Origin of the sequence: Microbacterium sp. 11MF (assembly GCF_000383475.1) — a bacterium.
In the GTDB taxonomy this organism is placed as follows: domain Bacteria; phylum Actinomycetota; class Actinomycetes; order Actinomycetales; family Microbacteriaceae; genus Microbacterium; species Microbacterium aquilitoris.
Genome location: NZ_KB911459.1, coordinates 928,879 through 950,603 on the forward strand (window position 1 = coordinate 928,879; position 21,725 = coordinate 950,603).

The 21,725-nt window shown below is 69.6% G+C and carries 17 protein-coding genes and 1 tRNA gene; 4 read left to right on the top strand and 14 right to left on the bottom strand.

Annotated features, from left to right (window positions below):
- Position 1: 1 nt before the first annotated feature.
- Genes H286_RS0104570 through H286_RS0104585 form a run of 4 tightly spaced genes read right to left on the bottom strand, consistent with a single transcriptional unit; the run spans position 2 to position 6,796 of the window.
- On the bottom strand, positions 2–2,254 hold the full coding sequence (locus H286_RS0104570) for a beta-L-arabinofuranosidase domain-containing protein (RefSeq protein WP_020097268.1): 2,253 nt from the start codon (positions 2,252–2,254) through the stop codon (positions 2–4).
- Positions 2,251–3,720 carry an alpha-N-arabinofuranosidase gene (locus tag H286_RS0104575; protein ID WP_020097269.1) on the bottom strand — a complete coding sequence of 490 codons (1,470 nt, stop codon included), beginning with the start codon at positions 3,718–3,720 and terminating at the stop codon, positions 2,251–2,253. Before H286_RS0104575 ends, H286_RS0104570 begins: the two co-directional genes overlap by 4 nt.
- Positions 3,721–3,752: 32 nt before the next feature.
- Entirely contained in the window at positions 3,753–5,795 is a 2,043-nt protein-coding gene (locus H286_RS0104580; RefSeq protein ID WP_020097270.1) for a glycoside hydrolase family 31 protein, read from the bottom strand.
- A complete protein-coding gene (locus tag H286_RS0104585) occupies positions 5,792–6,796 on the bottom strand; it encodes a LacI family DNA-binding transcriptional regulator (RefSeq protein WP_020097271.1) in 1,005 nt (334 codons plus the stop codon). Before H286_RS0104585 ends, H286_RS0104580 begins: the two co-directional genes overlap by 4 nt.
- 187 nt (positions 6,797–6,983) lie before the next feature.
- Here H286_RS0104585 and H286_RS0104590 point away from each other — a divergent pair, with 187 nt between their 5' ends.
- Positions 6,984–8,687, top strand: a complete 1,704-nt coding sequence (locus tag H286_RS0104590) for a glycoside hydrolase family 35 protein (protein ID WP_020097272.1) — start codon at positions 6,984–6,986, stop codon at positions 8,685–8,687.
- Here the strand turns inward: H286_RS0104590 and H286_RS0104595 are convergent, their stop codons facing one another.
- The gene (locus tag H286_RS0104595) at positions 8,688–8,990 is read right to left on the bottom strand and encodes a DUF427 domain-containing protein (protein WP_020097273.1); all 303 of its coding nucleotides are present in this window, start codon (positions 8,988–8,990) and stop codon (positions 8,688–8,690) included.
- 64 nt (positions 8,991–9,054) lie between these two features.
- Between H286_RS0104595 and H286_RS0104600 the strand changes: the two genes are divergently transcribed.
- The gene (locus H286_RS0104600; RefSeq protein ID WP_020097274.1) at positions 9,055–10,377 is read left to right on the top strand and encodes an MFS transporter; all 1,323 of its coding nucleotides are present in this window, start codon (positions 9,055–9,057) and stop codon (positions 10,375–10,377) included.
- Positions 10,378–10,434: 57 nt separating this feature from the next.
- Here the strand turns inward: H286_RS0104600 and H286_RS0104605 are convergent, their stop codons facing one another.
- The 6 genes from H286_RS0104605 to polA form a co-directional block, all read right to left on the bottom strand.
- Positions 10,435–10,692: a DUF6458 family protein gene (locus tag H286_RS0104605; protein WP_018186785.1), complete on the bottom strand. Its 258-nt coding sequence runs from the start codon at positions 10,690–10,692 to the stop codon at positions 10,435–10,437.
- A gap of 82 nt (positions 10,693–10,774) precedes the next feature.
- Complete coding sequence (locus H286_RS0104610) at positions 10,775–11,545, bottom strand: SGNH/GDSL hydrolase family protein (RefSeq protein WP_020097275.1); 771 nt, start codon at positions 11,543–11,545, stop codon at positions 10,775–10,777.
- A gap of 29 nt (positions 11,546–11,574) precedes the next feature.
- A complete protein-coding gene (locus tag H286_RS0104615; protein ID WP_020097276.1) occupies positions 11,575–12,924 on the bottom strand; it encodes an MFS transporter in 1,350 nt (449 codons plus the stop codon).
- Between the two features lie 34 nt (positions 12,925–12,958).
- Positions 12,959–13,990, bottom strand: coding sequence for an LLM class flavin-dependent oxidoreductase (locus H286_RS0104620; protein WP_020097277.1), 1,032 nt, complete (start codon positions 13,988–13,990; stop codon positions 12,959–12,961).
- Between the two features lie 84 nt (positions 13,991–14,074).
- Positions 14,075–15,751 carry a DUF885 domain-containing protein gene (locus H286_RS0104625; protein WP_020097278.1) on the bottom strand — a complete coding sequence of 559 codons (1,677 nt, stop codon included), beginning with the start codon at positions 15,749–15,751 and terminating at the stop codon, positions 14,075–14,077.
- A gap of 32 nt (positions 15,752–15,783) precedes the next feature.
- The gene (gene polA / locus H286_RS0104630; protein WP_020097279.1) at positions 15,784–18,411 is read right to left on the bottom strand and encodes a DNA polymerase I; all 2,628 of its coding nucleotides are present in this window, start codon (positions 18,409–18,411) and stop codon (positions 15,784–15,786) included.
- 83 nt (positions 18,412–18,494) lie between these two features.
- Between polA and H286_RS0104635 the strand changes: the two genes are divergently transcribed.
- Positions 18,495–18,926: a hotdog fold thioesterase gene (locus tag H286_RS0104635; protein WP_020097280.1), complete on the top strand. Its 432-nt coding sequence runs from the start codon at positions 18,495–18,497 to the stop codon at positions 18,924–18,926.
- A 5-nt stretch (positions 18,927–18,931) separates the two neighbouring features.
- Here the strand turns inward: H286_RS0104635 and H286_RS0104640 are convergent, their stop codons facing one another.
- A complete protein-coding gene (locus H286_RS0104640; RefSeq protein WP_018186778.1) occupies positions 18,932–19,444 on the bottom strand; it encodes a GNAT family N-acetyltransferase in 513 nt (170 codons plus the stop codon).
- Between the two features lie 10 nt (positions 19,445–19,454).
- On the bottom strand, positions 19,455–20,078 hold the full coding sequence (locus H286_RS0104645) for an ANTAR domain-containing response regulator (protein WP_018186777.1): 624 nt from the start codon (positions 20,076–20,078) through the stop codon (positions 19,455–19,457).
- A 57-nt stretch (positions 20,079–20,135) separates the two neighbouring features.
- Here H286_RS0104645 and H286_RS0104650 point away from each other — a divergent pair.
- Positions 20,136–20,221 (top strand) — tRNA-Leu (locus H286_RS0104650).
- Positions 20,222–20,274: 53 nt separating this feature from the next.
- On the opposite strand, the gene pyk is transcribed toward H286_RS0104650, so the two are convergent.
- Entirely contained in the window at positions 20,275–21,723 is a 1,449-nt protein-coding gene (gene pyk / locus H286_RS0104655; RefSeq protein WP_020097281.1) for a pyruvate kinase, read from the bottom strand.
- Positions 21,724–21,725 lie beyond the last annotated feature (2 nt).

A 21,725-nucleotide genomic window follows, 5' to 3' on the forward strand; every position in this document is an offset into this window, starting at 1 on the left:
ATCAGGCGACCGCCGCGCTCATCAGGCGGGCCTCGGTGAGGCGCGGAGTGCCCTCGCCTGCCCCGTCCACCACGACGACCCAGCGAGACCGGCCGTCGGCGTAGGCGGCGAGGTCGATCTCCATGCCGTCGCCGTCGCCGGCATCGACGATGCGGTCGACCACGACGTCGTCCCCGATCCCGACGATCATTCGCCGGCCGACCGCATCCGCGAGCCAGGAGACACGCAAGGTCGCCGCCGACGCACCCCAGTCCTGCAGGACGAACGTCGACGGACCGAGGAACCTCCGCCAGTGCACCGCGTCGTATCCGGACTCCGTGCCGGCCAACGTCAGGGCGTGATCGGATTCCGGCTGCTGCTGACCGAACCTCACCGCGTCGATCGTGCGCGAGTCGAGCTCGTCGGCGCGTGCGTCCTCGGCGAGGAGCGCGGTCAGGCGGGTCGCGGCATCCCCGTCTGACGCGAAGGGGAAGGCGAGGATGTAGCGGTCATCGTGCAGAGAGGCGAAAGGTTCGAGCACGATCTCGCGCCGGGTCGGGGTCGCCGGCAGCACGACGACGGGGCCTTCGGAGCGGTCCGCCGACCGCACGTCTTCGGGTGTCAGGATCGGCGCCGCTGCAAGCGGGAGCAGCGCCCCGCGGGCGATGTGGCCCATGCGGGCGTCCGTCGCGAGCGGGTCGACGGCGGGATGAGGCAGACGCTCGGCGAGCACGCGCGGCCCGTCGACGAGGGTCGCCCACCCGGACCCGTCGGGGGCCGCCTCGACGCGGAGCATAGGCGGCAGCGTGAGCCAGACCGTCGTGCGGTCGGTCCACGTGCGATCGATGCGGAACCAGCCATCGGGCGCCGGCCGGTACGCGGTGCCGTCGACCAGGGCCTCCGCCGTCCCGGCATCCACCCCCTCCGGCAGACGGATCCGCAGAACGAAGGAGCGCGGAGTCGGCACGCTCACGTGGATGCTCGCGTCGTCCCCGAACGGACGGTCGGTCTCGGTCTCGACGACGACGTCCTCGACTCGGGCGCGTGCACCGACGAGGAGGTTCACGTCGACACGCCCGGGAGCCTGCGCGAATGCCGCGGCGGCGAACCGGGCAGGAGCCTCGAGACCGGTGCCCATGCAGCACCAGAATCCCGTCTCGCGTCGGGAGTAGACGCGATGGTGGCCCGGCCGGTGCGACGTGAAGTACACGATGCCGCCGTGGTCGGGATGCTGCGCCGAGAGCACGTGCGCGCTGAGGGCGCGGTCGATGTAGGCGAGGTGCTCGGCGCCGCCGTCGAGCCGGTGGAGCTCACGGGCGAGTTCGACCATGTTCACCGTGTTGCACGTCTCGGGGCCCTCGCGCGCCGTGAACATGGTCGACCAATCATCGCGCGGCGGGAAGTGCTCGCGCACGCTGTTCCCGCCGATCGAGGTCGTCCGGTGCCGCGTGACGCTCTCCCAGAAGGTCCGGGCCGCGGCGGCGAACTGCTCGCCCCAGCCGAGTCCGGCGAGGACGGCGTGTCCGACGACGATCGGGATCTGCGCGTTGGCGTGCAGCCCGTCCAACGGATCACGCCCCGCCGCGAGCGGCTCCCACAAGGCGCGGACGGCGAGACGGACGGCGAGCCCGCCCGGGCGCTCGTCGTCGGTGAACTGCGACCATCGACCGAGGGATGCCGCCAGGCCACCGGATTCGGTCCGGAGGACCATCTCGACGTCGGCGGCTCCGAGCGGTGCGAACACCCGCAGCCACCACTCGACGAACTCCGCCGCAACGGTCCGTCCGAGCGCGGAGTCGGCGTACACCGCGGCGTCGATGACACCCGTCAGCGTCTTGTGGAGGTTGTACAGCGGCACCCACCGCCCGTCGAGATCGAACGTCTGCGCGTCGATCCGTCCGTTCTCGATCTCGCTCCAGAGGGCGACGCCGTCCGGCACGCCCCCGACGTAACCCGTGCCGTGAGCGACCTGGCAGTCGCGGAGCCCGGTGAGCAGCAGCTCGAGACGCTCGCGTGCGGCGGCCGACCCGCCGGCCGCGTGCGCCGACAGCGCGCTGAGGACGTGCCCGAGCGTGTGCCCGTCGAGTCCCTCCGACTCCCAGCCGCCGTATCCCGGACCCGTCGCCAGCCCCGCCTCCCGGCGGAACGGCGCGAGCAGCCGCTCGGGGTCGAGGTCCAGCGCCGTCCGCAGAGCGCGCTGCTGCGCGGCGGCGAACGGACCGTTCGTCAGTGCGACGGCGGCGAGCGGCAGCAGCTCGGCTGCCGTCTCGCTCATCCGGCTGCCCGCACCCGCACCGTCACGATGCTGCGCGGCGGCAGCGCGAGACGGAGGTCGGTGCCCGCCACGACGGTTCCGTCGAAGTCGACCGGGGCGACGGCATCCGGTTCGTCGAAGGTGTTGTGAGCGGATGCCGCCGCGTGCAGGATCCGGGCGCTCACGACCTCGCCGATCCGCTTGGGCAGCCGCAGTGCGAGCTCGGCCTCGGTCTCGAGGTCCCAGTTGACGGCGCTGACGGTGTAGACGCCGTCCTTGACGCTGACGGTGTGGTCGAGGTGCGCTCCGCCACGACCGCCCGAGCGCCCGCCGTCGTCGACGGTCTCGACGAAATCGGCGTCCTGGTGGTCGATGTACATGCCGAACGCGTGGAACGTCGGGGTCTTCAGCAGGCGCGGGCCGTCGGTGAGGAGCATCGCCTGGAGGACGTTCACCATCTGCGCGATGTTCGTCATCCGGACGCGGGCGGCGTGACGGTGGAAGATGTGGAAGTTCACCGCCGCGACCATCGCGTCGCGCATCGTGTTCTGCTGGAACAGGAAGCCCGGGTTCGTCCCCCGCTCGACGTCGTACCAGGTGCCCCACTCGTCGACGAAGAGGCCGACGCGGCGCGCCGGGTCGTGCCGGTCCATGATCTCGCCGTGACGGCGCAGGAGCGTGTCCATCTGCCGCGTGCGGTGGATCGTGTCGTACCAGGCGGCGTCGTCGAAGCTCAGCGCGGCGCCCTTCACGTCCCACTCCCCCGTCGGGAGCGTGTAGTAGTGGAGGCTGAGCGCGTCCATGTGCCCGGCGGCGCGCGCCATGAGGACGTCCGTCCACTCGTAGTCGTCGGCGTTCGCACCGCACGCGACCTTCGCGACGTGGCTGTCCCCGTAGTCGCGCACGAACGTCTGGTACTGGCGGTAGAGGTTCGCGTAGTGGAGAGGGAGCATGTTGCCGCCGCATCCCCAGCTCTCGTTTCCGACCCCGAAGAACTGCAGCTTCCACGGCTGGTCGCGCCCGTGCGCGCGGCGGAGTTCGGCCATCGGGGTGTGCTTGTCGAGGGTCATGTACTCGACCCAGTCCTGCATCTCGGCCACCGAGCCGCTGCCGACGTTGCCGTTGACGTAGGCCTCGGCGTCGAGCTGGTGGAGGAGCTCGAAGTACTCGTGGGTACCGAAGGTGTTGGGGTCGACGACACCGCCCCAGTGCGTGTTGACCATCGCGCGACGCTGCTCGGTGGGCCCGACGCCCCCGAGCCAGTGGTACTCGTCGGCGAAGCAGCCGCCGGGCCAGCGGACGACGGGCACCTTGATCTCGCGGAGGGCCGCGATCGCGTCGGTGCGCAGACCGTTCTTGTGCGGGATCTCGTCCTGCTCGCCGACCCACAGGCCCTCGTAGATGCCGCGACCGAGGTGCTCGGCGAACTGGCCGTAGATGCGTCGGTCGATGCGGTGGGCGCGGGTCGTCGCGGTGATGAGGCTCATTCGGTTCTCTCCATCGAGGGTGTGAGGTCGGATCAGGACAGGCGGATGTCGGGCAGGTCAGCGAGTCGGGCGAGCGCCGATCCGACGCGGCCACCGCGGTGGAACACGGGAATCGACGCGAGAGGGGCGTCGACCGTCACGGTCTGACCGCCGGCGTGCGACGCTCCGCTCCGCGCGTCGGTCCATGCCGTCCCCGCGGGCAGGTAGACGTCCCACCGGGTCGCCCCCGGCTCGGTCACCGGGGCGATGAGGATGTCGGGCCCGAAAAGGTACTGCCCCGGTGTCGTCCACGCCCGCTCGTCGTCGGGGAACTCGAAGAACATGCCGCGCATGACGGGGGCTCCGTCACGGTGAGCGTCCGCCATCGCCTCGCGGGTGTAGTCCCGCAGGTCCTCTCGCAGCCGGATGTACTCCACGAGGAGGGCCTCGATCTGCTCGCCGAAACTCCACACCTCGTTGTCGGCCCCGGACCCGACGCGCGCGACGCCTTGGGCGTCTACGACGGGGATCCCGGGTACGCGATCGCCGTGCAGACGCATGACGGGACTGAAGGCCCCGAACTGGAACCAGCGGATGAGGAGCTCGTGGAACGCGGGCTCCCGTACATCGCCGCCGGTGAACCCGCCGATGTCGGTCGTGAACCAGGGGATGCCGGCGGCCCCCATGTGGATCCCCGCGGCGATCTGCGCCTTCAGGTCTGCGAAGGTCGAGTGGACATCGCCCGACCACACCAGCGCGCCGTGCCGCTGCGATCCGGCCCAGGCCGCCCGGACGAGCGAGACCGGCTGATCGTTGCCGTCGGCACGGAGGCCGTCCGCGATCGCGCGGGTGAACTCCCGCGGGTAGAGGTTGGCGACCTGTGCGCTCGACCCCGCAGCGAGCCGGTAGTTCTCGAAGTGATAGGCCCCGTACTCGGGTTCGGCCTCATCGAGCCAGAACGCGGTGATGCCGTAGGCGCCGTAGTTCTCGGCGAGCTTCTGCCACAGGAACTCGCGCGCCCGGGGTTCGGTCACGTCGAGGAACCGCGTGTATTGGCCGTCGAAGTAGTACTGGACGTCGATCCCGCGCCGGGTGCGCACGAGCATGTTCCTATCGCGCAGCTCGTCCCAGTTCTCGGACTGCGGCACCACCTGCGGCCAGACCGACACCATGAGCTCGATCCCGAGCTCGCGGAGCTCCGCCGTCATCGCGGCGGGGTCGGGCCAGAACTCCTCCTCGAAGCTCCAGTCCCCCATCCACCGCCAGTGGAAGAAGTCGGCCACGATGACGTCGATCGGGATGCCGCGGCGGCGGTACTCGCGCGCGACCGCCAGGAGCTCGTCCTGGGTCGAATAGCGCAGCTTGCACTGCCAGAACCCGAGGCCGTATTCCGGCATCATCGGCGCATGACCCGTGGCTTCCGCGTACGCGGCGGCGATCTGCGACGGACGCGGATCCGCGCACACCCACCAGTCGAACTGGGTCGCGCTCTCGGCTTCCCATTCGGTGCGATTCGCCCCGAACACGGCGCGGCCGATCGCGGGGAGGTTCCAGAGGAAGCCGTACCCGGCACTCGAGACGACGAACGGGACGGAGGTCTGCGAGTTGCGGTGCGCGAGCTCGAGCACCGTGCCCTTCAGGTCGACCAGGTTCTGCTGGTACAGCCCCATCCCGACGAGGTGCTCGTCCGCCGGGGCGGCGAGGCTCAGCCGCAGCCGGTGGTCGCCGCCTTCGGTCGGACGGAACTCGCGCGCGGCGAGTTTGAGGGCCCCGCCGTCGCGGATCTCCTCAAACAGGAGGCGGCCGTCGGCATCCTGCACCTGCAACCGCAGTCGGGGTGTGTGGAACCCCACCGACCAGTCGTGGTAATCCTCTTCCTCGGCGACGACGCGGACCCCACCGGCCGCGATGGTCGCGACGGCGCCCTCGATGGACACTTCGGCGCGGGAGTCGGGCACCTCGACGAGGGCGCCGGGAGCGTCGTCGATCGGGCCGAGAGCGGCGCGCACGCGCACGCCGCTCCCCCAGGCCTCGATCGAGACGGTCTGTCCGTCGCCGCGCCAGAGCACGCCGGTGTGCGAGGGGTGGAACGTCATGAGGTCGCCTTTCGGGGAGCGGTGGCCGTGCTCCCGCGCACGACCAGTCGGGTGGGGACGAACAGTCGATGGACGGCGGCGGCGTCGTCGATGCGCGCGAGGAGGACGTCGACGGCCGCGCGCCCGACCTGCTCGAACTCCTGGTGGACGGAGGTGAGCGGCGGCCAGAACTGCCCCGCCTCGGGCATGTCGTCGAAGCCCACGACGCTGACCTGCGAAGGAATCGCGACGCCGGCCTCGTGGAACGCGCGGAGCACCCCGAGGGCCATCTGATCGTTGGCCGCGAACACGGCGGTCACGGCGGGTTCCCCGCGCAGACGGCATCCTGCGTCGTATCCAGACTGCGCACTCCAGTCCCCGCGCTCGAGGGTGGGGGCCGTCCGCCCCGCGGCGGTCAGCGCCACCCGCCATCCCTGCTCGCGGCGGACGGCGGAATACGAGCTCACCGGGCCCGCCACATGGTGGACGGTCTCGTGCCCGAGCTCGAGGAGGTGCGTCACGGCTTGACCGGCGCCCATCGTCTGATCGGTGTCGACGAAGGAGCGGTCGTCGAGGGCGGACGCATCGACCACGACGACGGGCAGGTCGTCGGGAAGGGGCAGATCCTCTCCCGCCGAGAGGTGATCGCCGATCGCGATGACGAGCCCGTCGACGGCCTGGTCTCGCGCACGCTCGATCGCCTCGGCGACGGCGCTGCGGTCGAATCGCGAGGTCGGCACGAGGGCGACCGCATAGCCGGATGCCGCGCCCGCGCGGGAGATCGCCTCCCACGTGCGGACGCTACCGTACGACGTCAGATCGCTCATGATGACGCCGATGCTCCGATACCGGGCTGAGCGCAGCGCACGCGCCGCCCGGTTCGGCCGGTATCCGAGTTCCCGCATGCTCGCCAGGACGCGCTCCCGCGTCGGCTCGTCCACCCGCGCGCCGCCCGTAACGACGCGGGAGACCGTCTGCGCCGAGACGCCCGCGTGGCGAGCGACGTCGGCCTGCGTGGGCACGCCATGAGGTGTTCCGCCACGACGTGCCACAGGCTCGTCGAGGGGTGCATCGGCACCCGTCTCCGGGGCCGGTCGCGTGCTACGCTGAGGCGACATGATTGCGTAAACATAGCAGTTCGCGCAGCGGCACGTCACCCCTCCTCGACGCAGGCGGGTACCCGGACGAACAGCTCCGAGCGGAGATCACATGAGCACTTTCGCCATCGGCGACCGCGACTTCCTGCTGGACGGCCGGCCCCATCGGATCATCTCCGGCGCGATGCACTATTTCCGGATCCATCCCGGCGACTGGGCCGACCGCATCCGCAAAGCACGCCTCATGGGGCTCAACACGATCGAGACCTACGTCGCCTGGAACGCGCACGAGCCCGTCGAGGGCCAGTGGAGCGAGGAGGACGGCCTGGACCTTGGCCGCTTCCTCGACCTGATCGCCGCCGAAGGGCTGCACGCCATCGTCCGCCCCGGCCCGTATATCTGCGCCGAGTGGCACAACGGGGGCCTCCCGACCTGGCTGACGGCGACCCCCGGCATCCGGTTGCGACAGACGGATGCCGCCTATCAGGCAGCGCTCGAGACCTACCTGCGCCGCGTGTACCGCATCGTCGCGCCCCGTCAGATCGACCGCGGCGGCAACGTCGTCCTCGTCCAGATCGAGAACGAGTACGGTGCCTACGGCTCGGACAAGGACTACCTGGCGGAGCTGGTCCGCGTGACGAGGGATGCGGGCATCACGGTGCCGCTCACCACGGTCGACCAGCCCGAGCCCGACATGCTCGAGGCCGGGTCGCTCCCCGGCATCCATCTGACCGGTTCGTTCGGCTCACGGGCCGGCGAACGTCTCGCCACCCTCCGACAGCACCAGCCCACGGGACCCCTCATGTGCTCGGAGTTCTGGGACGGATGGTTCGACTGGTGGGGCAGCACGCATCACACGACGGATGCCGGCGCCGCCGCTGCCGAACTGGACGACCTCCTGGCCGCCGGAGCCTCGGTGAACATCTACATGTTCCACGGCGGGACGAATTTCGGCACGACCAACGGCGCGAACGACAAGGGCCGGTACCTGCCCATCGTGACGTCCTACGACTACGACGCCCCGCTCGACGAAGCCGGCGATCCCACGGCGAAGTTCCACGCGTTCCGAGAGGTGATCGCGAAGTACGCCGTCGTCCCGGACGACCTGCCGCCGTCGGCGACGCCCCGTCCGGAGTTCTCCGTCGCCCTGACTCCGCGCCGCACGTCCGACGCCGGAGTGCAGCGCTCACTGCCCGGGAGGGTCACGTTCGAGGATGCCGCTCACACCGGCACGCTCCTCCGCTACGACGTCGCGCTGCCGGACGGATTCCCCGGCGGCGTCCTCGCGATCGGCGAGGTCCGCGACCAGGCGTGGGTCTCGGTCGACGGCATCCGGATCGGATCGCTCTCGCGGACGCGCCACGAACACGCCCTCGGGCTGCCACGGGGCTCGGCGCTCTCGATCCTGGTCGAGGAGCAGGGGCGTGTGAACTACGCCGAACGGCTGGGCGAGGTGAAGGGTCTCATCGGTCCGGTGACCGTCGACGGCCGGGATCTCGCAGGCTGGCGGACGACGCCGGTCCTCCTCGAGGACGCCTCGGCGGCGCCCGAGCTGTCGGTGGCGGAGGGCGCTTTCGACCTCGAGACAGCGACCGACCTCTACCTCGACACCACGGGGTGGGGGAAGGGGTACGTCTTCGTCGGCGACTTCCTGCTCGGTCGCTACTGGTCCAACGGACCGCAGCAGACGCTCTACGTGCCGGCGCCCGTCACCCGTGCCGGAAGGAACACCCTGACGGTCGTCGAGCTCGAACAGCCTCTGGCCGAGACGGCGCGGTTCGTTCCCCGTCCCCTTCTCGGCCCGCTGGAGGAGTGATCAGGCTCCGACGGTGACCCCGGGCGCGAAGGCGACGTAGCCCGAGAAGTCCGCATCCACACGGTCGAATGCGGACGGGTACGGGTTCGGGTACGACCAGGCGCCGTCGGACAGGCGTTCCGAACCGGCCTCGATGTGGAAGTACTGACATTCGCCCTTCCACGGGCACGTGTACGGCGTCGGGCTCTCGACCAGCACGCCCTCTTTGACGGATGCCGGCGGGAAATAGGCGTTCCCTTCGATCCGGATGATCTCGTCGTCATTCGCCTCTGCGATGACCGTCTCGCCGATGGTCGCCTTCATGCCGTTCTCCGCTCATCCGGTGGTGTGGCCTCAGCGTACGCCCGGCGGAGAGTAGCGTGGGCGGGTGGACGCAGTCGGACGAGCGAACGGTCCGGGTCTGCGAGCCTGGCTCATCTGGGGCACCGGTGTCGCCGCGTACATGTTGGCCGTCACCAACCGCACGTCCCTGGCTGCGGTGGGCGTCGACGCCGCCGACCGGTTCCAGGCGGATGCCGCGACCCTGTCGCTGTTCGCGGTGGTCCAGCTCGCCGTCTACGGCGGTATGCAGATCCCCGTGGGCGTCCTCCTCGACCGCTACGGCTCCCGACCCATCATCACGATCGGGATGCTGCTGATGGCGGCCGGCCAGCTGACGATGGCCCTGTCCCCCAGCGTCGGCGTGGCGATCGTCGCGCGCATGCTGCTCGGAGCGGGCGATGCCGCCGTCTTCCCCGCTGTCCTTCGCCTGGTGGCGACGTGGTTCCCGGCACAGCGCGGGCCGCTCATGGTGCAGTTGACCGGCATCCTCGGGCAAGCGGGTCAGCTCATCGCGGTCATCCCCATCGCCGCCGTCCTCCACGCGACGGACTGGAGCGTGACGTTCGGGGGGATCGCCGGGCTCTGCGTGCTCTTCGCGATCCTCGTCTTCGCGATCGTCCGCAACCGCCCGCCCGAACTCGCGCGCGACGTCAGCGTCGACACCGACACCGGCGCCATCCGCGTCGTGACGTCGACGATCGACACCGGGGTCGGCATCCGCGCAGCACTCGCCCACCCGGGGACGCGACTGGCTTTCTGGTCGCACTTCACGACGCCTTTCGCGGGCACCGCGTTCATCCTGCTGTGGGGTTTCCCGTACCTCACCGCGGGCGAAGGGCTCACCGTGGGCCAAGCCGGCGCGCTCACCTCGATCTACGTCTTCGCCGGGATGGCGCTCGGTCCCGTCCTCGGAGAGCTGTCGCGGAGAGCGCCCCACCGGAGATCGCGTGCCCTCGTGCTTCCCGCTGTCGGGTTCCAACTGCTGGCGTGGTCGGCCGTCATCCTTTGGCCGGGGCGTTCACCGATCTGGCTCCTCGTCATTCTGCTCATCGCTCTCGCCATGGGCGGGCCGGCGTCGATGATCGCCTTCGACCACGCTCGGACGCACAATCCGTCGCACCGGCTCAGCACGGCGACCGGGGTCACCAATGCGGGTGGCTTCCTCGCCGCCCTCCTCGCGATCTTCGCGATCGGCTTCGTGCTCGATCTGCAGGGAGCGGGCACCCCCGACACCTACCGACTCGATGCCTTCCGCATCGCGTTCCTCGTCCAGATTCCGCTGTGGGTCCTCGGTGCGGTGTTCATCAGCATCGAACGGCGGCGCACCCGCATCCATATCGGGATGGACGAGCCCCGCCGGCGCGTCTGACCGGAACGACGAACGACCCGCTCCGGGAGGAACGGGTCGTTCGATGTCTGTCGCGTGTCAGACGGTGCCGTCTCCCGACGTCCGCGTCTCGGAGCGGGTGACCCGCTCCCCCGCGACGGGGTCCACCGTTCGGACGGTGGACTCGCTGGAACGCCGACGCATCATCAGCACGAGGCCGAGGATGAAGACGACGACACCGGCGCCCATCAGGATGTAGCCGATCAGGTCGAGGTCGACGTACTGGACGTCGACGTCGATGGCGAACGTCAGGATGGCTCCGATGACGAACAGCACGATTCCGGTTCCGATGCTCATGCGCACACTCCCTCTCTTGGCGGTGTGCTCCGATCATCCCCGACCCTGACAGGAACCTGATAGCCCTTGACAGGGGGCGGAATCAGGCTGTGGCTCGCGGTTGCACGGTGAGCCAGTCACCGTATTTGGCCGGTCGGCCGTCGCCGGAGGATGTGCCCGTGAGACGTCGCCGAAGCCACGGGCCGAGGTGTTCGCGGAAGTAGCGGGCGCGACTCAGGGACACCGCCGAGTCCGCCTCGTCGAGCCGCCACCACTGCGCGGGCGGTCGTTCGCCGAGGGCCTCGAGGACGCGTGCCGCGACCCGATGGTGGCCTCGGGAGTTCATGTGGAGACGATCCGCCGACCAGAACGAGGGGTCCGAGAGCTCGGCGTCCGGCCAGTTGAGCGCGACGACGAGGTCATCACGACCGCGGATCCGTTCCGTCACCGCGCGCGACAGCTCATCGCCGCGGCGCTGGATAAGCCCCGACAGCGGCAGTTGCGCCGACGGGTTGGCCCCCGACAGGACGATCATCGTGACGCCCTCTTCATCGCAGCGCCGCAGCACCTGCGAGAAGACGTCGGCGACACGGGCGATGGGAGTGCGGGGGCGGAGCATGTCGTTGCCGCCGCCGTTGAACGAGAGGTGCGTCGGGTTCAGGGCGAGGGCGCGCTCCAACTGCTCGTCGACGATCGGTCCGATGAGCTTGCCGCGTACGGCGAGGTTCGCGTACGAGATCGCCTCGCCTCGCGAATCGGCCCATCCCTGCGCGACCAGGTCGGCCCAGCCTCGGACCGTCCCGTCGGGCAGCTCGTCACCCACGCCCTCCGTGAACGAATCCCCGATCGCGACGTAGCGGACTTCCTGTGACATCCCGCCAGCCTACGAGTCGCAGCCGTCGATCAGTCCGCGAGGCTGCGACCTCGCGACTCGGCGAGCCCCCACGCGGCGGCCGCCGCGACCGCGAAGAAGGCACTCAGCACGATGAAGACGAGCGGGATGCCGCCGAGCGCTTGGAGCGCGGGGACGACCGGAGGCGCGAGGATCGAGGCGATGCGGCCGATGCCCGCCGCCCAGCCGGCACCGGTCGCCCGAAGGGTCGTGGCGTAGGTCTCGGGCGTCACGGCGTAGAGGGCGCCCCAGGCGCCGAGGTTGAAGAACGACAGCGCCATCCCCGTGGCGAGGATCGTCGGCACCGTCGTCGCCTGTCCGAACAGGATCGCGGCGACCGCGGAACCGGCGAGGAACACCGAGAGCGTCGCGCGCCGCCCCCACTTCTCGATCAGCCACGCGGCGACGGCGTATCCGGGCAGCTGGGCCAGGGTGATGAGCAGCGTGAACTCGAAACTGCGCACCAGACCGAACCCCTGCGACACGAGGAGCGTCGGGATCCAGATGAAGGCGCCGTAGTACGAGAAGTTCACGCAGAACCAGACGACCCAGAGTGCGGCGGTGCGCACGCGCACGTCGGGGGCCCAGAGGCCGCGCAGCCGCATCCCCACCGTCGTCGCGGGTGCTGCCGGGGCGTCCGGGGCGAGCGCGGAGTCGGTCGACGTCCGTCCGAACAGTGGGCGCGATGCTTCGAGGTCGGAGACGATCCGCTCCGCGTCGGAGACCCGTCCGCGGGAGGCCAGCCAGCGTGGCGACTCGGGGAGACCCCAGCGCACCACGAGGGCGTAGACCGCGGGGACGGCGCCGATCGCGAGGGCCCAGCGCCACCCCTCGGCGACCGACGGGATGACGAGGTAGCCGATCAGGGCGGATGCCGTCCACCCGACGGCCCAGAACGCTTCGAGGACGACGATGATCCGCCCCCGCATCCGGGCCGGCGCGAACTCGCTCACGTAGGTGCTGGCGACGGGCAGCTCGGCGCCGAGCCCCAGTCCCACCAGGAACCGCAGCGCGATCAGAGCCACGAGACCACCGGCGAGGGCGCTCGCGCCGGTGGCGACGCCGTAGACGAGCAGGGTGAGGGCGAAGACCGATCGCCGGCCGATGCGGTCGGCGAGCAGACCGCCGACGGTCGCGCCGATCGCCATGCCCGCGAAGCCCGCGGAGGCGATCCACGATGTCGAGGCCGGCGTGAGGTCCCACTCGCTGACCAGCGCGGCGATGACGAACGAGATCAGCCCGACGTCCATCGCGTCCAAGGCCCAGCCGGCGCCCGAACCGGTCAGGACACGCAGGTGGGTCCGGGTGAACGGCAGACGGTCGAGCCGGCTGGCGACGGAGCCCGTCGTGGTCGTGGTCATCCCTGCATCGTACGAGGGGAGCGCCGATCCGGGCTCACTCGCCGAGCATCTCGCGGACCATCGGAATCACCTTGGTGCCGTAGAGCTCGATCGAACGCATCAGCTTCTCGTGCCCGAGAGTGCCGTTGGCGTACTTGAGATCGAATCGCGAGGCGCCGAGGGTCGTGATGGTGTCGGCGATCTTGCGCGCCACCGTCTCGGGTGATCCGGCGTAGATCGAACCCTCCGGGCCGACCTCGTGCTGGAACCGCATCCGGCTGTAGGGAGGCCAGCCGCGGTCGCGGCCGATCGAGTTGTTCTGCGCTTCGAAGCCCGGGTAGGCCTCTTCCCACGCCTGCTCGTCCGTGTCGGCGATGTATCCCGGAGAGTGGATGCCGATGGGCTGAGCCTCGGTGCCGAGCTCTCCGACGGCGCGGTGGTACAGGTCGACGTAGGGGCGGAAGCGGGCCGCCGGGCCGCCGATGATGGCCAGCATCAGCCCGTACCCGTAGCGGGCGGTGCGGATGACCGACTCGGGCGATCCGCCCACGCCCACCCAGGCGCGGAAGCCGTGCTCGGTCTTGGGGAAGACGTCCGCGTCGGTGAGAGGGGCCCGGGTCGATCCCTGCCACGTGACCGGCTTCTCCGTCCGGAGCAGCGAGAACAACTCGAGCCGCTCTTCGAAGAGGGCTTCGTAGTCGGAGAGGTCGAACCCGAAGAGCGGGAAGGACTCGATGAAGGATCCGCGTCCGAGGATGACCTCAGCGCGACCGTTCGAGATCGCCGACAGCGTCGCGAAGCGCTCGTATACGCGTACCGGATCGTCGCTGGAGAGGACGGTCACAGCGGTGCCGACGCGGATGCGTTCGGTCTGCGCGGCGATCGCCGCGAGGACGATCTCGGGGCTCGACACGGAGTAGTCCGCGCGGTGGTGCTCCCCCACGCCGATGAAGTCGACGCCCACCTGATCGGCGAGGGTCGCCTGCGCGACGAGATTCCGGATCGCCTGAGCGCCCGATACCTTGTCGCCGTTCTCATCGACGGTGATGTCGCCGAACGTGTCCAGGCCAAGTTCCACAGCGGTCATGTCCGCCCCTTTCATTCAGATGCATGAACGTCGGGGGATGCCGGATATTCCCGGCATCCCCCGACGGAGAGTTTCGACGTCTTGTCAGCTGTCGCGCAGGGCGGCACGGAGGGTGTCGAGCCCGACGCCGCCGAGGCGGAGTGCTCGCATGTGGAAGCTCTTGATGTCGAAGTCGGAACCCCCGCGCTGAGCGGCCTCGTCGCGGATCTGCTCCCAGATCCGCTGGCCGACCTTGTACGACGGTGCCTGACCCGGCCACCCGAGGTAGCGGTTCACCTCGAACTGGATGAACTCGTCGGACATGTTGACGTTCCGCCGCATGAACTCGAGAGCGTAGTCGGCGTCCCACGTACCGGTGCCGTCGAGCCGCGGCTTGCCGAGATGGACGCCGATGTCGAGGACCACGCGGGCCGCCCGCATCCGCTGTCCGTCGAGCATGCCCAGGCGGTCCGCGGGGTCGTCGAGGTAGCCGAGCTCCGCCATGAGTCGCTCGGCGTACAGGGCCCACCCCTCGGCGTGTCCGCTGGAACCGGCGAGCAGGCGCCGCCACGAGTTCAGCTCGGTCCGGTTGTAGACCGCCTGCGCGATCTGCAGGTGGTGCCCCGGAACACCCTCGTGGTAGACCGTCGTGAGCTCCCGCCAGGTGTCGAAGGTGTCGACGCCCTCGGGGACCGACCACCACATCCGGCCGGGCCGCGAGAAGTCGTCCGTCGGGCCGGTGTAGTAGATGCCGCCCTCGTTCGTCGGCGCGATCATGCATTCGAGGCGACGGATCGGGTCGGGGATGTCGAAGTGGGTGCGTCCGAGTTCCTCGACGGCGCGATCGCTGGTCTCCTGCATCCACTTCTGCAGCGCCTCGGTGCCGCGGAGCTTCCGCGCCTCGTCCTGCTCGAGGAAGGCGACGGCCTCCTCGACGCTGGCACCGGCCTGGATCTCGTTCGCGATCGACTCCTGCTCGGCGACCATCCGCGAAAGCTCCTCGACGCCCCATTCGTAGGTCTCGTCGAGGTCGATCGTCGCGCCGAGGAACCGACGCGAGTGGAGCGCGTAGAGCTCCCGGCCCACGGCATCCACCTCGGTGGCCGCCGGTGCCAGTTCGTCGCGGAGGAACGCCGCGAGCTGGTCGTATGCGACACGAGCGGCGCCCGAATTGTCGGCGAGCTCGCGCGCGAGCGAGGCGGGAAGGTGACCGTCGGCGGGGGCCGCATCGCCGACGAAGGTCGCGAAGAAGCCGGTGTCGCTCGTGTATCGCGCGATCTGCGTCACGACCTCGCGGACCTGGCGACGCGCGGGGACGACGCCCTCGGCGATCCCCTGCCGGAGCGTCTCGATGTATCCGCCGAGCGCCGTCGGGATGGCCGCGAGGCGCGTGGCGACGACGGACCAGTCCTCGACGGTGTCGGTCGGCATGAGGTCGAATGCCGCGCGGATGTCCTGAGACGGCGAGGCGATCACGTTGAGGTCGCGCAGGTGCGACTTCGCCGCGTGCAGGTCGAGCTGCAGCCCGAGCTCCGCCGAGAGGTCCATCTTCGTGACCTCGTCGACGTCATCGACCGCGTCCGCGGCCTGCAGGGCGCGAAGCGTCTCGCCCGCCGCAGCAGCGAGGCGGTCGTGTCCCTCCGGTGAGAAGTCATCGAGACGGCCGTTGTGCTCGGTGCGTCCGATGTAGGTCGCGAGACTCGGTGAGAGCTCTGCCAGCGTGTCCACCCAGCGGTCCGCGATCGTGTCGATCGGAGTGGGCGTGCGTTGTGCGTCGGTCATCCCTCGAGCGTAGAGCGTCGCACCGCCGGACGTCAGTGAGCCGCTTCGTCCCAGTCGGTGCCGCGGCCGATCTGCACGTCGAGCGGGACGGAGAGTTCCGCCGCGTCCCCCATCCGGGCGCGGACGATCTCCTCGACCGCGTCCCACTCCCCCGTCGCCACCTCGACGACGAGTTCGTCGTGGATCTGCAGAAGCACGCGCGACGCCAGACCCTTCTCACGGAGGTCGCTGTGGATCTCGACGAGCGCGATCTTCATGATGTCGGCCGCGCTGCCCTGGATGGGGGCGTTGAGCGCCGCGCGCTCGGCGTTCTCGCGGAGCACGCGGTTCGGGCTCGTCAGGTCGGGGAACGGTCGGCGGCGTCCGAAGATCGTCTCGGTGTAGCCGTCGATCCGCGCCTGCTCGACGGACGAGCGCAGATAGTCGCGCACGGAACCGAAGCGGGCGAAGTACTCGAGCATGAGCTGCTTCGCCTCGGACTGCTCGATGCGCAACTGCTTCGACAGACCGAAGGCACTCAGCCCGTAGACGAGGCCGTACGACATCGCCTTCACCTTCGTGCGCATCGGCGCGGTCACCTCGGCGGGCTCCACACCGAACACACGGGCGCCGACGAAGCGGTGCAGGTCCTCACCCGAGTTGAAGGCCTCGATGAGCCCCGGATCACCCGACAGGTGCGCCATGATGCGCATCTCGATCTGCGAGTAGTCCGCCGTCAGCAGGGTCTCGTAGCCCTCGCCGACTTCGAATGCTTCGCGGATGCGGCGCGACTCCTCGTTGCGGATGGGGATGTTCTGCAGGTTCGGGTCGGTGCTCGAGAGGCGACCCGTCTGACTGCCGGTCTGCACGTAGGTCGTGTGGATACGGCCGTCGTCGGCGATGCCGACCGTCAGCGACTCGATGATCTGGCGGAGCTTCGACGCCTCACGGTGCTGGAGGAGAAGCCCCAGGAACGGATGCGGGTGGGATTCCTGCAGGTCGGCGAGGACCGCGGCATCCGTCGAGTACCCCGTCTTCGTCTTGCGGGTCTTCGGCAGCTCCAGCTGGTCGAAGAGCACCTCCTGCAGCTGCTTGGGCGAGCCGAGGTTCACCTCGCGCCCGATGATGCCGTATGCCTCCTGCGCGATCGCGTCGGCACGTGCGGCCAGCTCGCCCGAGAAGCCCGAGAGCTTGTCGCGCGAGACCGAGACCCCCGCGAGCTCCATGTCGGCGAGGGCGTCGAGGGACGGGAGCTCGATGTCAGTCAGGACGGCGCCGACGGATGCCGGGAGCTCCGCCCGTTCAGCCTCGGCCACCCGCAGGGCGAACCAGGCGAGCTGACCCGGCGTCGCGCCCTCGGTCTCGGGGACCAGCTGGGACGGGTCGGCTTCGGGCAGCTTCTCGTCGAGGTAGCGGTCGACGAGGTCGGCGAGGGTCTTGTCGGGCAGGCTCGGACGCAGCAGCCATCCCGCGAGCAGGACGTCGAACGTCAGCCCGCTCAGCCGAACGCCGGCGCGGCGGAGGGCCTTCACCTGCGGCTTCGCGTCGGTCATGATCTTCGCGGCGTCGCTCCCGAGCCACGGGGCGAGCGCCTCGCGGGCGCTCTCGTCCCAGTCGACCTCGTGGACCGTGTCGGACGTCGCGACGCCGAGGCGCGTCGGAAGACCGCCGGCGACGGTGACCGTCAGGGCCAGTTCGCCCGTCTGCTGCGTCAGCCACACGGCCAGGGTCGCGGCATCCGTCTGCTGCGGTTCGGGCGCCGAGACCTCGGGCGCGGGCGGCTCGTCGGTCGCGTCGAATGCTTCGAACACCCGCGGCAGAAGGGTGCGGAACTCCAGACGAGCGAAGATGTCGCGGACCGCCTGGGTGTCGAGCGGGCGGATGACGAGGTCCTCGGGCGCGTACTCGAGTTCGACGTCGCGCAGAAGGCGGTTGAGCTGGCGGTTGCGACGGACGTCGTCGAGGTGCTCGCGGAGGTTCCCACCGACGACACCCTTGATCTCATCGGCGCGCTCGAGGAGCGCGTCGAGCGAACCGAACTGGGTGATCCACTTGACCGCGGTCTTCTCCCCCACCTTCGGGACGCCGGGCAGGTTGTCGCTCGTCTCGCCCACCAGCGCGGCGATGTCCGGGTAGTTCTCGGGCGGGAGGCCGTACTTCTCGACGACCGCGTCGGGGGTGTAGCGCTTCAGCTGCGAGACGCCCTGGACGCTCGGGTAGAGGAGCGTGACGTCCTCGGTCACCAGCTGGATCGTGTCACGGTCGCCGGAGCACACGAGCACCTGGTAGCCGCTCTCGACCCCCTGCGTCGCGAGGGTCGCCAGGATGTCGTCGGCCTCGAAGTCCTCCTTCGTCAGCACCGGCACGCCCATGGCGGCGAGGCAGTCCTGCAGCAGCGGGATCTGCCCCTTGAACTCGGCGGGCGACTCGGAGCGGTTGGCCTTGTACTCCTCGTAGACGCGCGTGCGGAACGACTGCCGCGACGTGTCGAAGGCGACGGCCAGGTGCGTCGGCTTCTCTGCCTTGACGAGGTTCACGAACATCGAGAGGAAGCCGTAGATCCCGTTGGTGTGCTGCCCGTCCTTCGTCGAGAAGTTGTCGACGGGAAGGGCGTAGAACGCCCGGTAGGCCAGCGAGTGGCCGTCGACGACGAGCAGAGTAGGCTTTCCGGAGTCGCTCACCCGACCAGCCTAGTTCGGGCCCGCGACATCGACTTCCCCCGCGTTGCCCCGTCGGCACCGCCCGATCCACGAGGTGAATCGCCATGCCCGAGTCCGCGTCCTTCCCCTCCGACGCGCTCGAATGGGTCACGAGCCGGGGCATGGGAGCCCTCGCCGAGAAGATGGGCATGGAGTTCACCGAGTTCTCGCCTGAGCGGGCAGTGGCGCGGATGCCGGTGGCCGGCAACACTCAGCCGGTCGGCCTCCTGCACGGCGGCGCCTACGTCGTGCTCGGCGAGTCGCTCGGGTCGATGCACGCCAATCTCCACGCAGGTCCCGGCCGTCTCGCGGTGGGCATCGACATCAATGCGACGCACACCCGTTCGGCGACCGAAGGATGGGTGACGGGGGTCTGCACACCCCTGCATCTCGGCCGGAGCCTCACGGTCCACGAGATCGTCGTCTCCGACGATCAGGGTCGCCGGTGCTCGACGGTCCGGATCACCAACATGGTGCGGGACCTGCCGGCATCCTGATCCGCTCAGCGCGGGACGGCGAGCTTGAAGCCGACGTGCGAGTCGACGAACCCGAGGCGCGTGTAGAACCGGTGGGCGTCGGTGCGCGCGGCATCCGACGTCAACTGCACGACGGATGCTCCGACGGCAGGAGCGGCGACGTCGGCGACCCACGTCATCATCGCGGCGCCGATCCCCGCTGAACGCTCGGCGCTCGCGACTCGGACAGCTTCGACGAGGAGCCTCGTGCTGCCGCGACGCGCCATCCCGGGGATGACGGTGAGCTGCATCGTCCCGACGACGCGGTCGTCGCTCTCGACGACCAGCACGTCGTTGCTCTCCGAGTCCAGGGTGCGCAGCAATCCACGGAGGTAGAGGCCCCGGTCCTCCGCGGCCGCCACATCTCCGCGACCGGCGCTGACCGGGTCGTCCGACAGCAGCGCGACGATCGCGTCGAGGTCGTCCTGCGACGCTCCCCGCAGTCGCACCGATCCGTTTCGCGATGCGAGGGTGACGGGGACGTCGAGTTCGTCGATCATGACGAAGGCGTCAGGCCTTCTTGGGAGCCAGCTGCTCGATGATCGCCTTGGCGACATCCTGCATCGTGAGGCGACGATCCATGGATGCCTTCTGGATCCAGCGGAACGCCTCGGGCTCGGACAGACCCATCTTCTCGTTGAGCAGGCCCTTGGCCCGGTCGACGAGCTTGCGGGTCTCGAAGCGCTCGACCATGTCGGCGACTTCGGCTTCGAGCGTGATGATCTGCTCGTAGCGCGCGAGGGCGATCTCGATCGCCGGCAGGAGGTCGTTCGGGGTGAAGGGCTTCACGACGTAGGCCAGCGCGCCGGCCTCGCTCGCCCGCTCGACGAGCTCCTTCTGGCTGAACGCGGTGAGGAGGACGACGGGGGCGACGTGGTTCTTGCTCAGCTTCTCGGCGGCGCTGATGCCGTCGAGGATGGGCATCTTCACATCCATGATGACGAGGTCGGGACGGAGCTCGGTGGCCAGCTGGACGGCGGTCTCGCCGTCGCCCGCCTCGCCGACCACATCGAAGCCGCTGTCGCGCAGGATCTCGACGATGTCGAGGCGGATCAGCGACTCATCCTCCGCGACGACGACGCGTCGCGGGGTGGGAGCTGCCTGGGGGGCGAGGGAGGGTTCCTGCTCAGTCACTCGTCCATCCTAGGCCAGGGCGCACCCGCATCCTGCGGTATCGTCGATCAGGCGCGCGCCGGTGTGGCGGAATGGCAGACGCGACCGACTCAAACTCGGTTGCCCGAAAGGGCGTGTGGGTTCGACTCCCACCACCGGCACCACAGCGAAACGGCGCCCCCGAGGGGGCGCCGTTTCGTGCATCACAGGCGAGGGATCAGCTCTCGGCCTTGTAGATCGGGGCCTTGCCGTGCACGGCGTCACCGATCTTGTGGATGCGGATGTCGTTGGTCGCACCGATGATTCCGGGAGGGGACCCGGAGATCACGACGACCTTGTCGCCCTCTTCCAGCAGGCCGCGCGACAGGAAGTAGTCGTCCACCTGCAGGAACATGAGGTCGGTGTGGGCGACGTGGTCGACGAGCGCCGACTGGATGCCCCACGTCATCGCCATCCGGCGACGGATCGCGGGCTCGATGGTGAAGGCGAGCATCGGGATGCCGGGGCGCAGGCGCGACATGCGACGCGCCGTGTCGCCCGACTCGGTGAAGAGGCAGATGTACTTGGCCTCGACGAACTCGGCGACCTCGTTCGCGGCGAGGGTGATGATGCCACCCTGCGTGCGGGGCTTGGCCGTGAGCGGGGGGATGCGCTCGAGACCGTGCGTCTCGGTCGCGTCGATGATGCGGGCCATCGTCTCGACGACGCCGACGGGGTGCTTGCCGACGCTCGTCTCGCCCGAGAGCATGACCGCGTCCGCACCGTCGAGGACGGCGTTGGCGACGTCGCTCGTCTCGGCGCGCGTGGGAACCGGGTTCTCGATCATCGTCTCGAGCATCTGAGTCGCGACGATGACGGGCTTGGCCATGCGACGGCAGAGCTCGACGGCGCGCTTCTGGACGATCGGCACGGCCTCGAGGGGCAGCTCGACGCCGAGGTCGCCGCGGGCGACCATGATGCCGTCGAAGGCGTCGATGATCTCCTCGAGGGCGTCGACGGCCTGCGGCTTCTCGATCTTGGCGATGACGGGGACCTTGCGGCCCTCCTCCGCCATGATCTCGTGCACGCGGGTGACATCGGCGGCGTTGCGCACGAAGGACAGCGCGATGATGTCGGCGCCGGCGCGCAGGCCCCAGCGGAGGTCGGCCTCGTCCTTGTCGGACAGCGCGGGGACGTTGACGGCGACGCCGGGCAGGTTGATGCCCTTGTTGTTCGACACGTAGCCCGCGACGATGACCTCGGTCGTGACGACCGGACCCTCGACACCGGTGACCTGGACGCGGACCTTGCCGTCGTCGATCAGGAGGAAGTCGCCCTTGTTGACGTCTTCGGGCAGGCCCTTGAACGTCGTGCCGACGATGTCCTTCGTGCCGGAGATGTCTTCGGTCGTGATCTTGAAGACGTCGCCGACGGCGAGGAAGTGCGGGCCTTCGGCGAACCGGCCGAGCCGGATCTTGGGGCCCTGCAGGTCGACGAGGACGGCGACGGCACGGCCGGCGTCATCCGCCGCCTTGCGCACGTTCGCCAGGCGGGCGTCGTGGTCGGCGTAGTCGCCGTGGCTGAGGTTGAAGCGGGTCACGTCCACACCGGCGTCGATGATGGCACGGACCATCTCGTAGCTTTCGGTGGCGGGACCCAGAGTGGCGACGATCTTCGCGCGTCTCACAG

Coding starts and splice junctions, on each gene's coding strand:
- H286_RS0104625 (WP_020097278.1), bottom strand. CDS start 15,751: ATGACCGACGCACAACGCACGCCCACTCCGATCGACACGATCGCGGAC.
- H286_RS0104635 (WP_020097280.1), top strand. CDS start 18,495: ATGCCCGAGTCCGCGTCCTTCCCCTCCGACGCGCTCGAATGGGTCACG.
- H286_RS0104595 (WP_020097273.1), bottom strand. CDS start 8,990: ATGAAGGCGACCATCGGCGAGACGGTCATCGCAGAGGCGAATGACGAC.
- H286_RS0104590 (WP_020097272.1), top strand. CDS start 6,984: ATGAGCACTTTCGCCATCGGCGACCGCGACTTCCTGCTGGACGGCCGG.
- H286_RS0104610 (WP_020097275.1), bottom strand. CDS start 11,545: ATGTCACAGGAAGTCCGCTACGTCGCGATCGGGGATTCGTTCACGGAG.
- H286_RS0104605 (WP_018186785.1), bottom strand. CDS start 10,692: ATGAGCATCGGAACCGGAATCGTGCTGTTCGTCATCGGAGCCATCCTG.
- H286_RS0104570 (WP_020097268.1), bottom strand. CDS start 2,254: ATGAGCGAGACGGCAGCCGAGCTGCTGCCGCTCGCCGCCGTCGCACTG.
- H286_RS0104580 (WP_020097270.1), bottom strand. CDS start 5,795: ATGACGTTCCACCCCTCGCACACCGGCGTGCTCTGGCGCGGCGACGGA.
- H286_RS0104615 (WP_020097276.1), bottom strand. CDS start 12,924: ATGACCACGACCACGACGGGCTCCGTCGCCAGCCGGCTCGACCGTCTG.
- H286_RS0104640 (WP_018186778.1), bottom strand. CDS start 19,444: ATGATCGACGAACTCGACGTCCCCGTCACCCTCGCATCGCGAAACGGA.
- H286_RS0104620 (WP_020097277.1), bottom strand. CDS start 13,990: ATGACCGCTGTGGAACTTGGCCTGGACACGTTCGGCGACATCACCGTC.
- H286_RS0104575 (WP_020097269.1), bottom strand. CDS start 3,720: ATGAGCCTCATCACCGCGACGACCCGCGCCCACCGCATCGACCGACGC.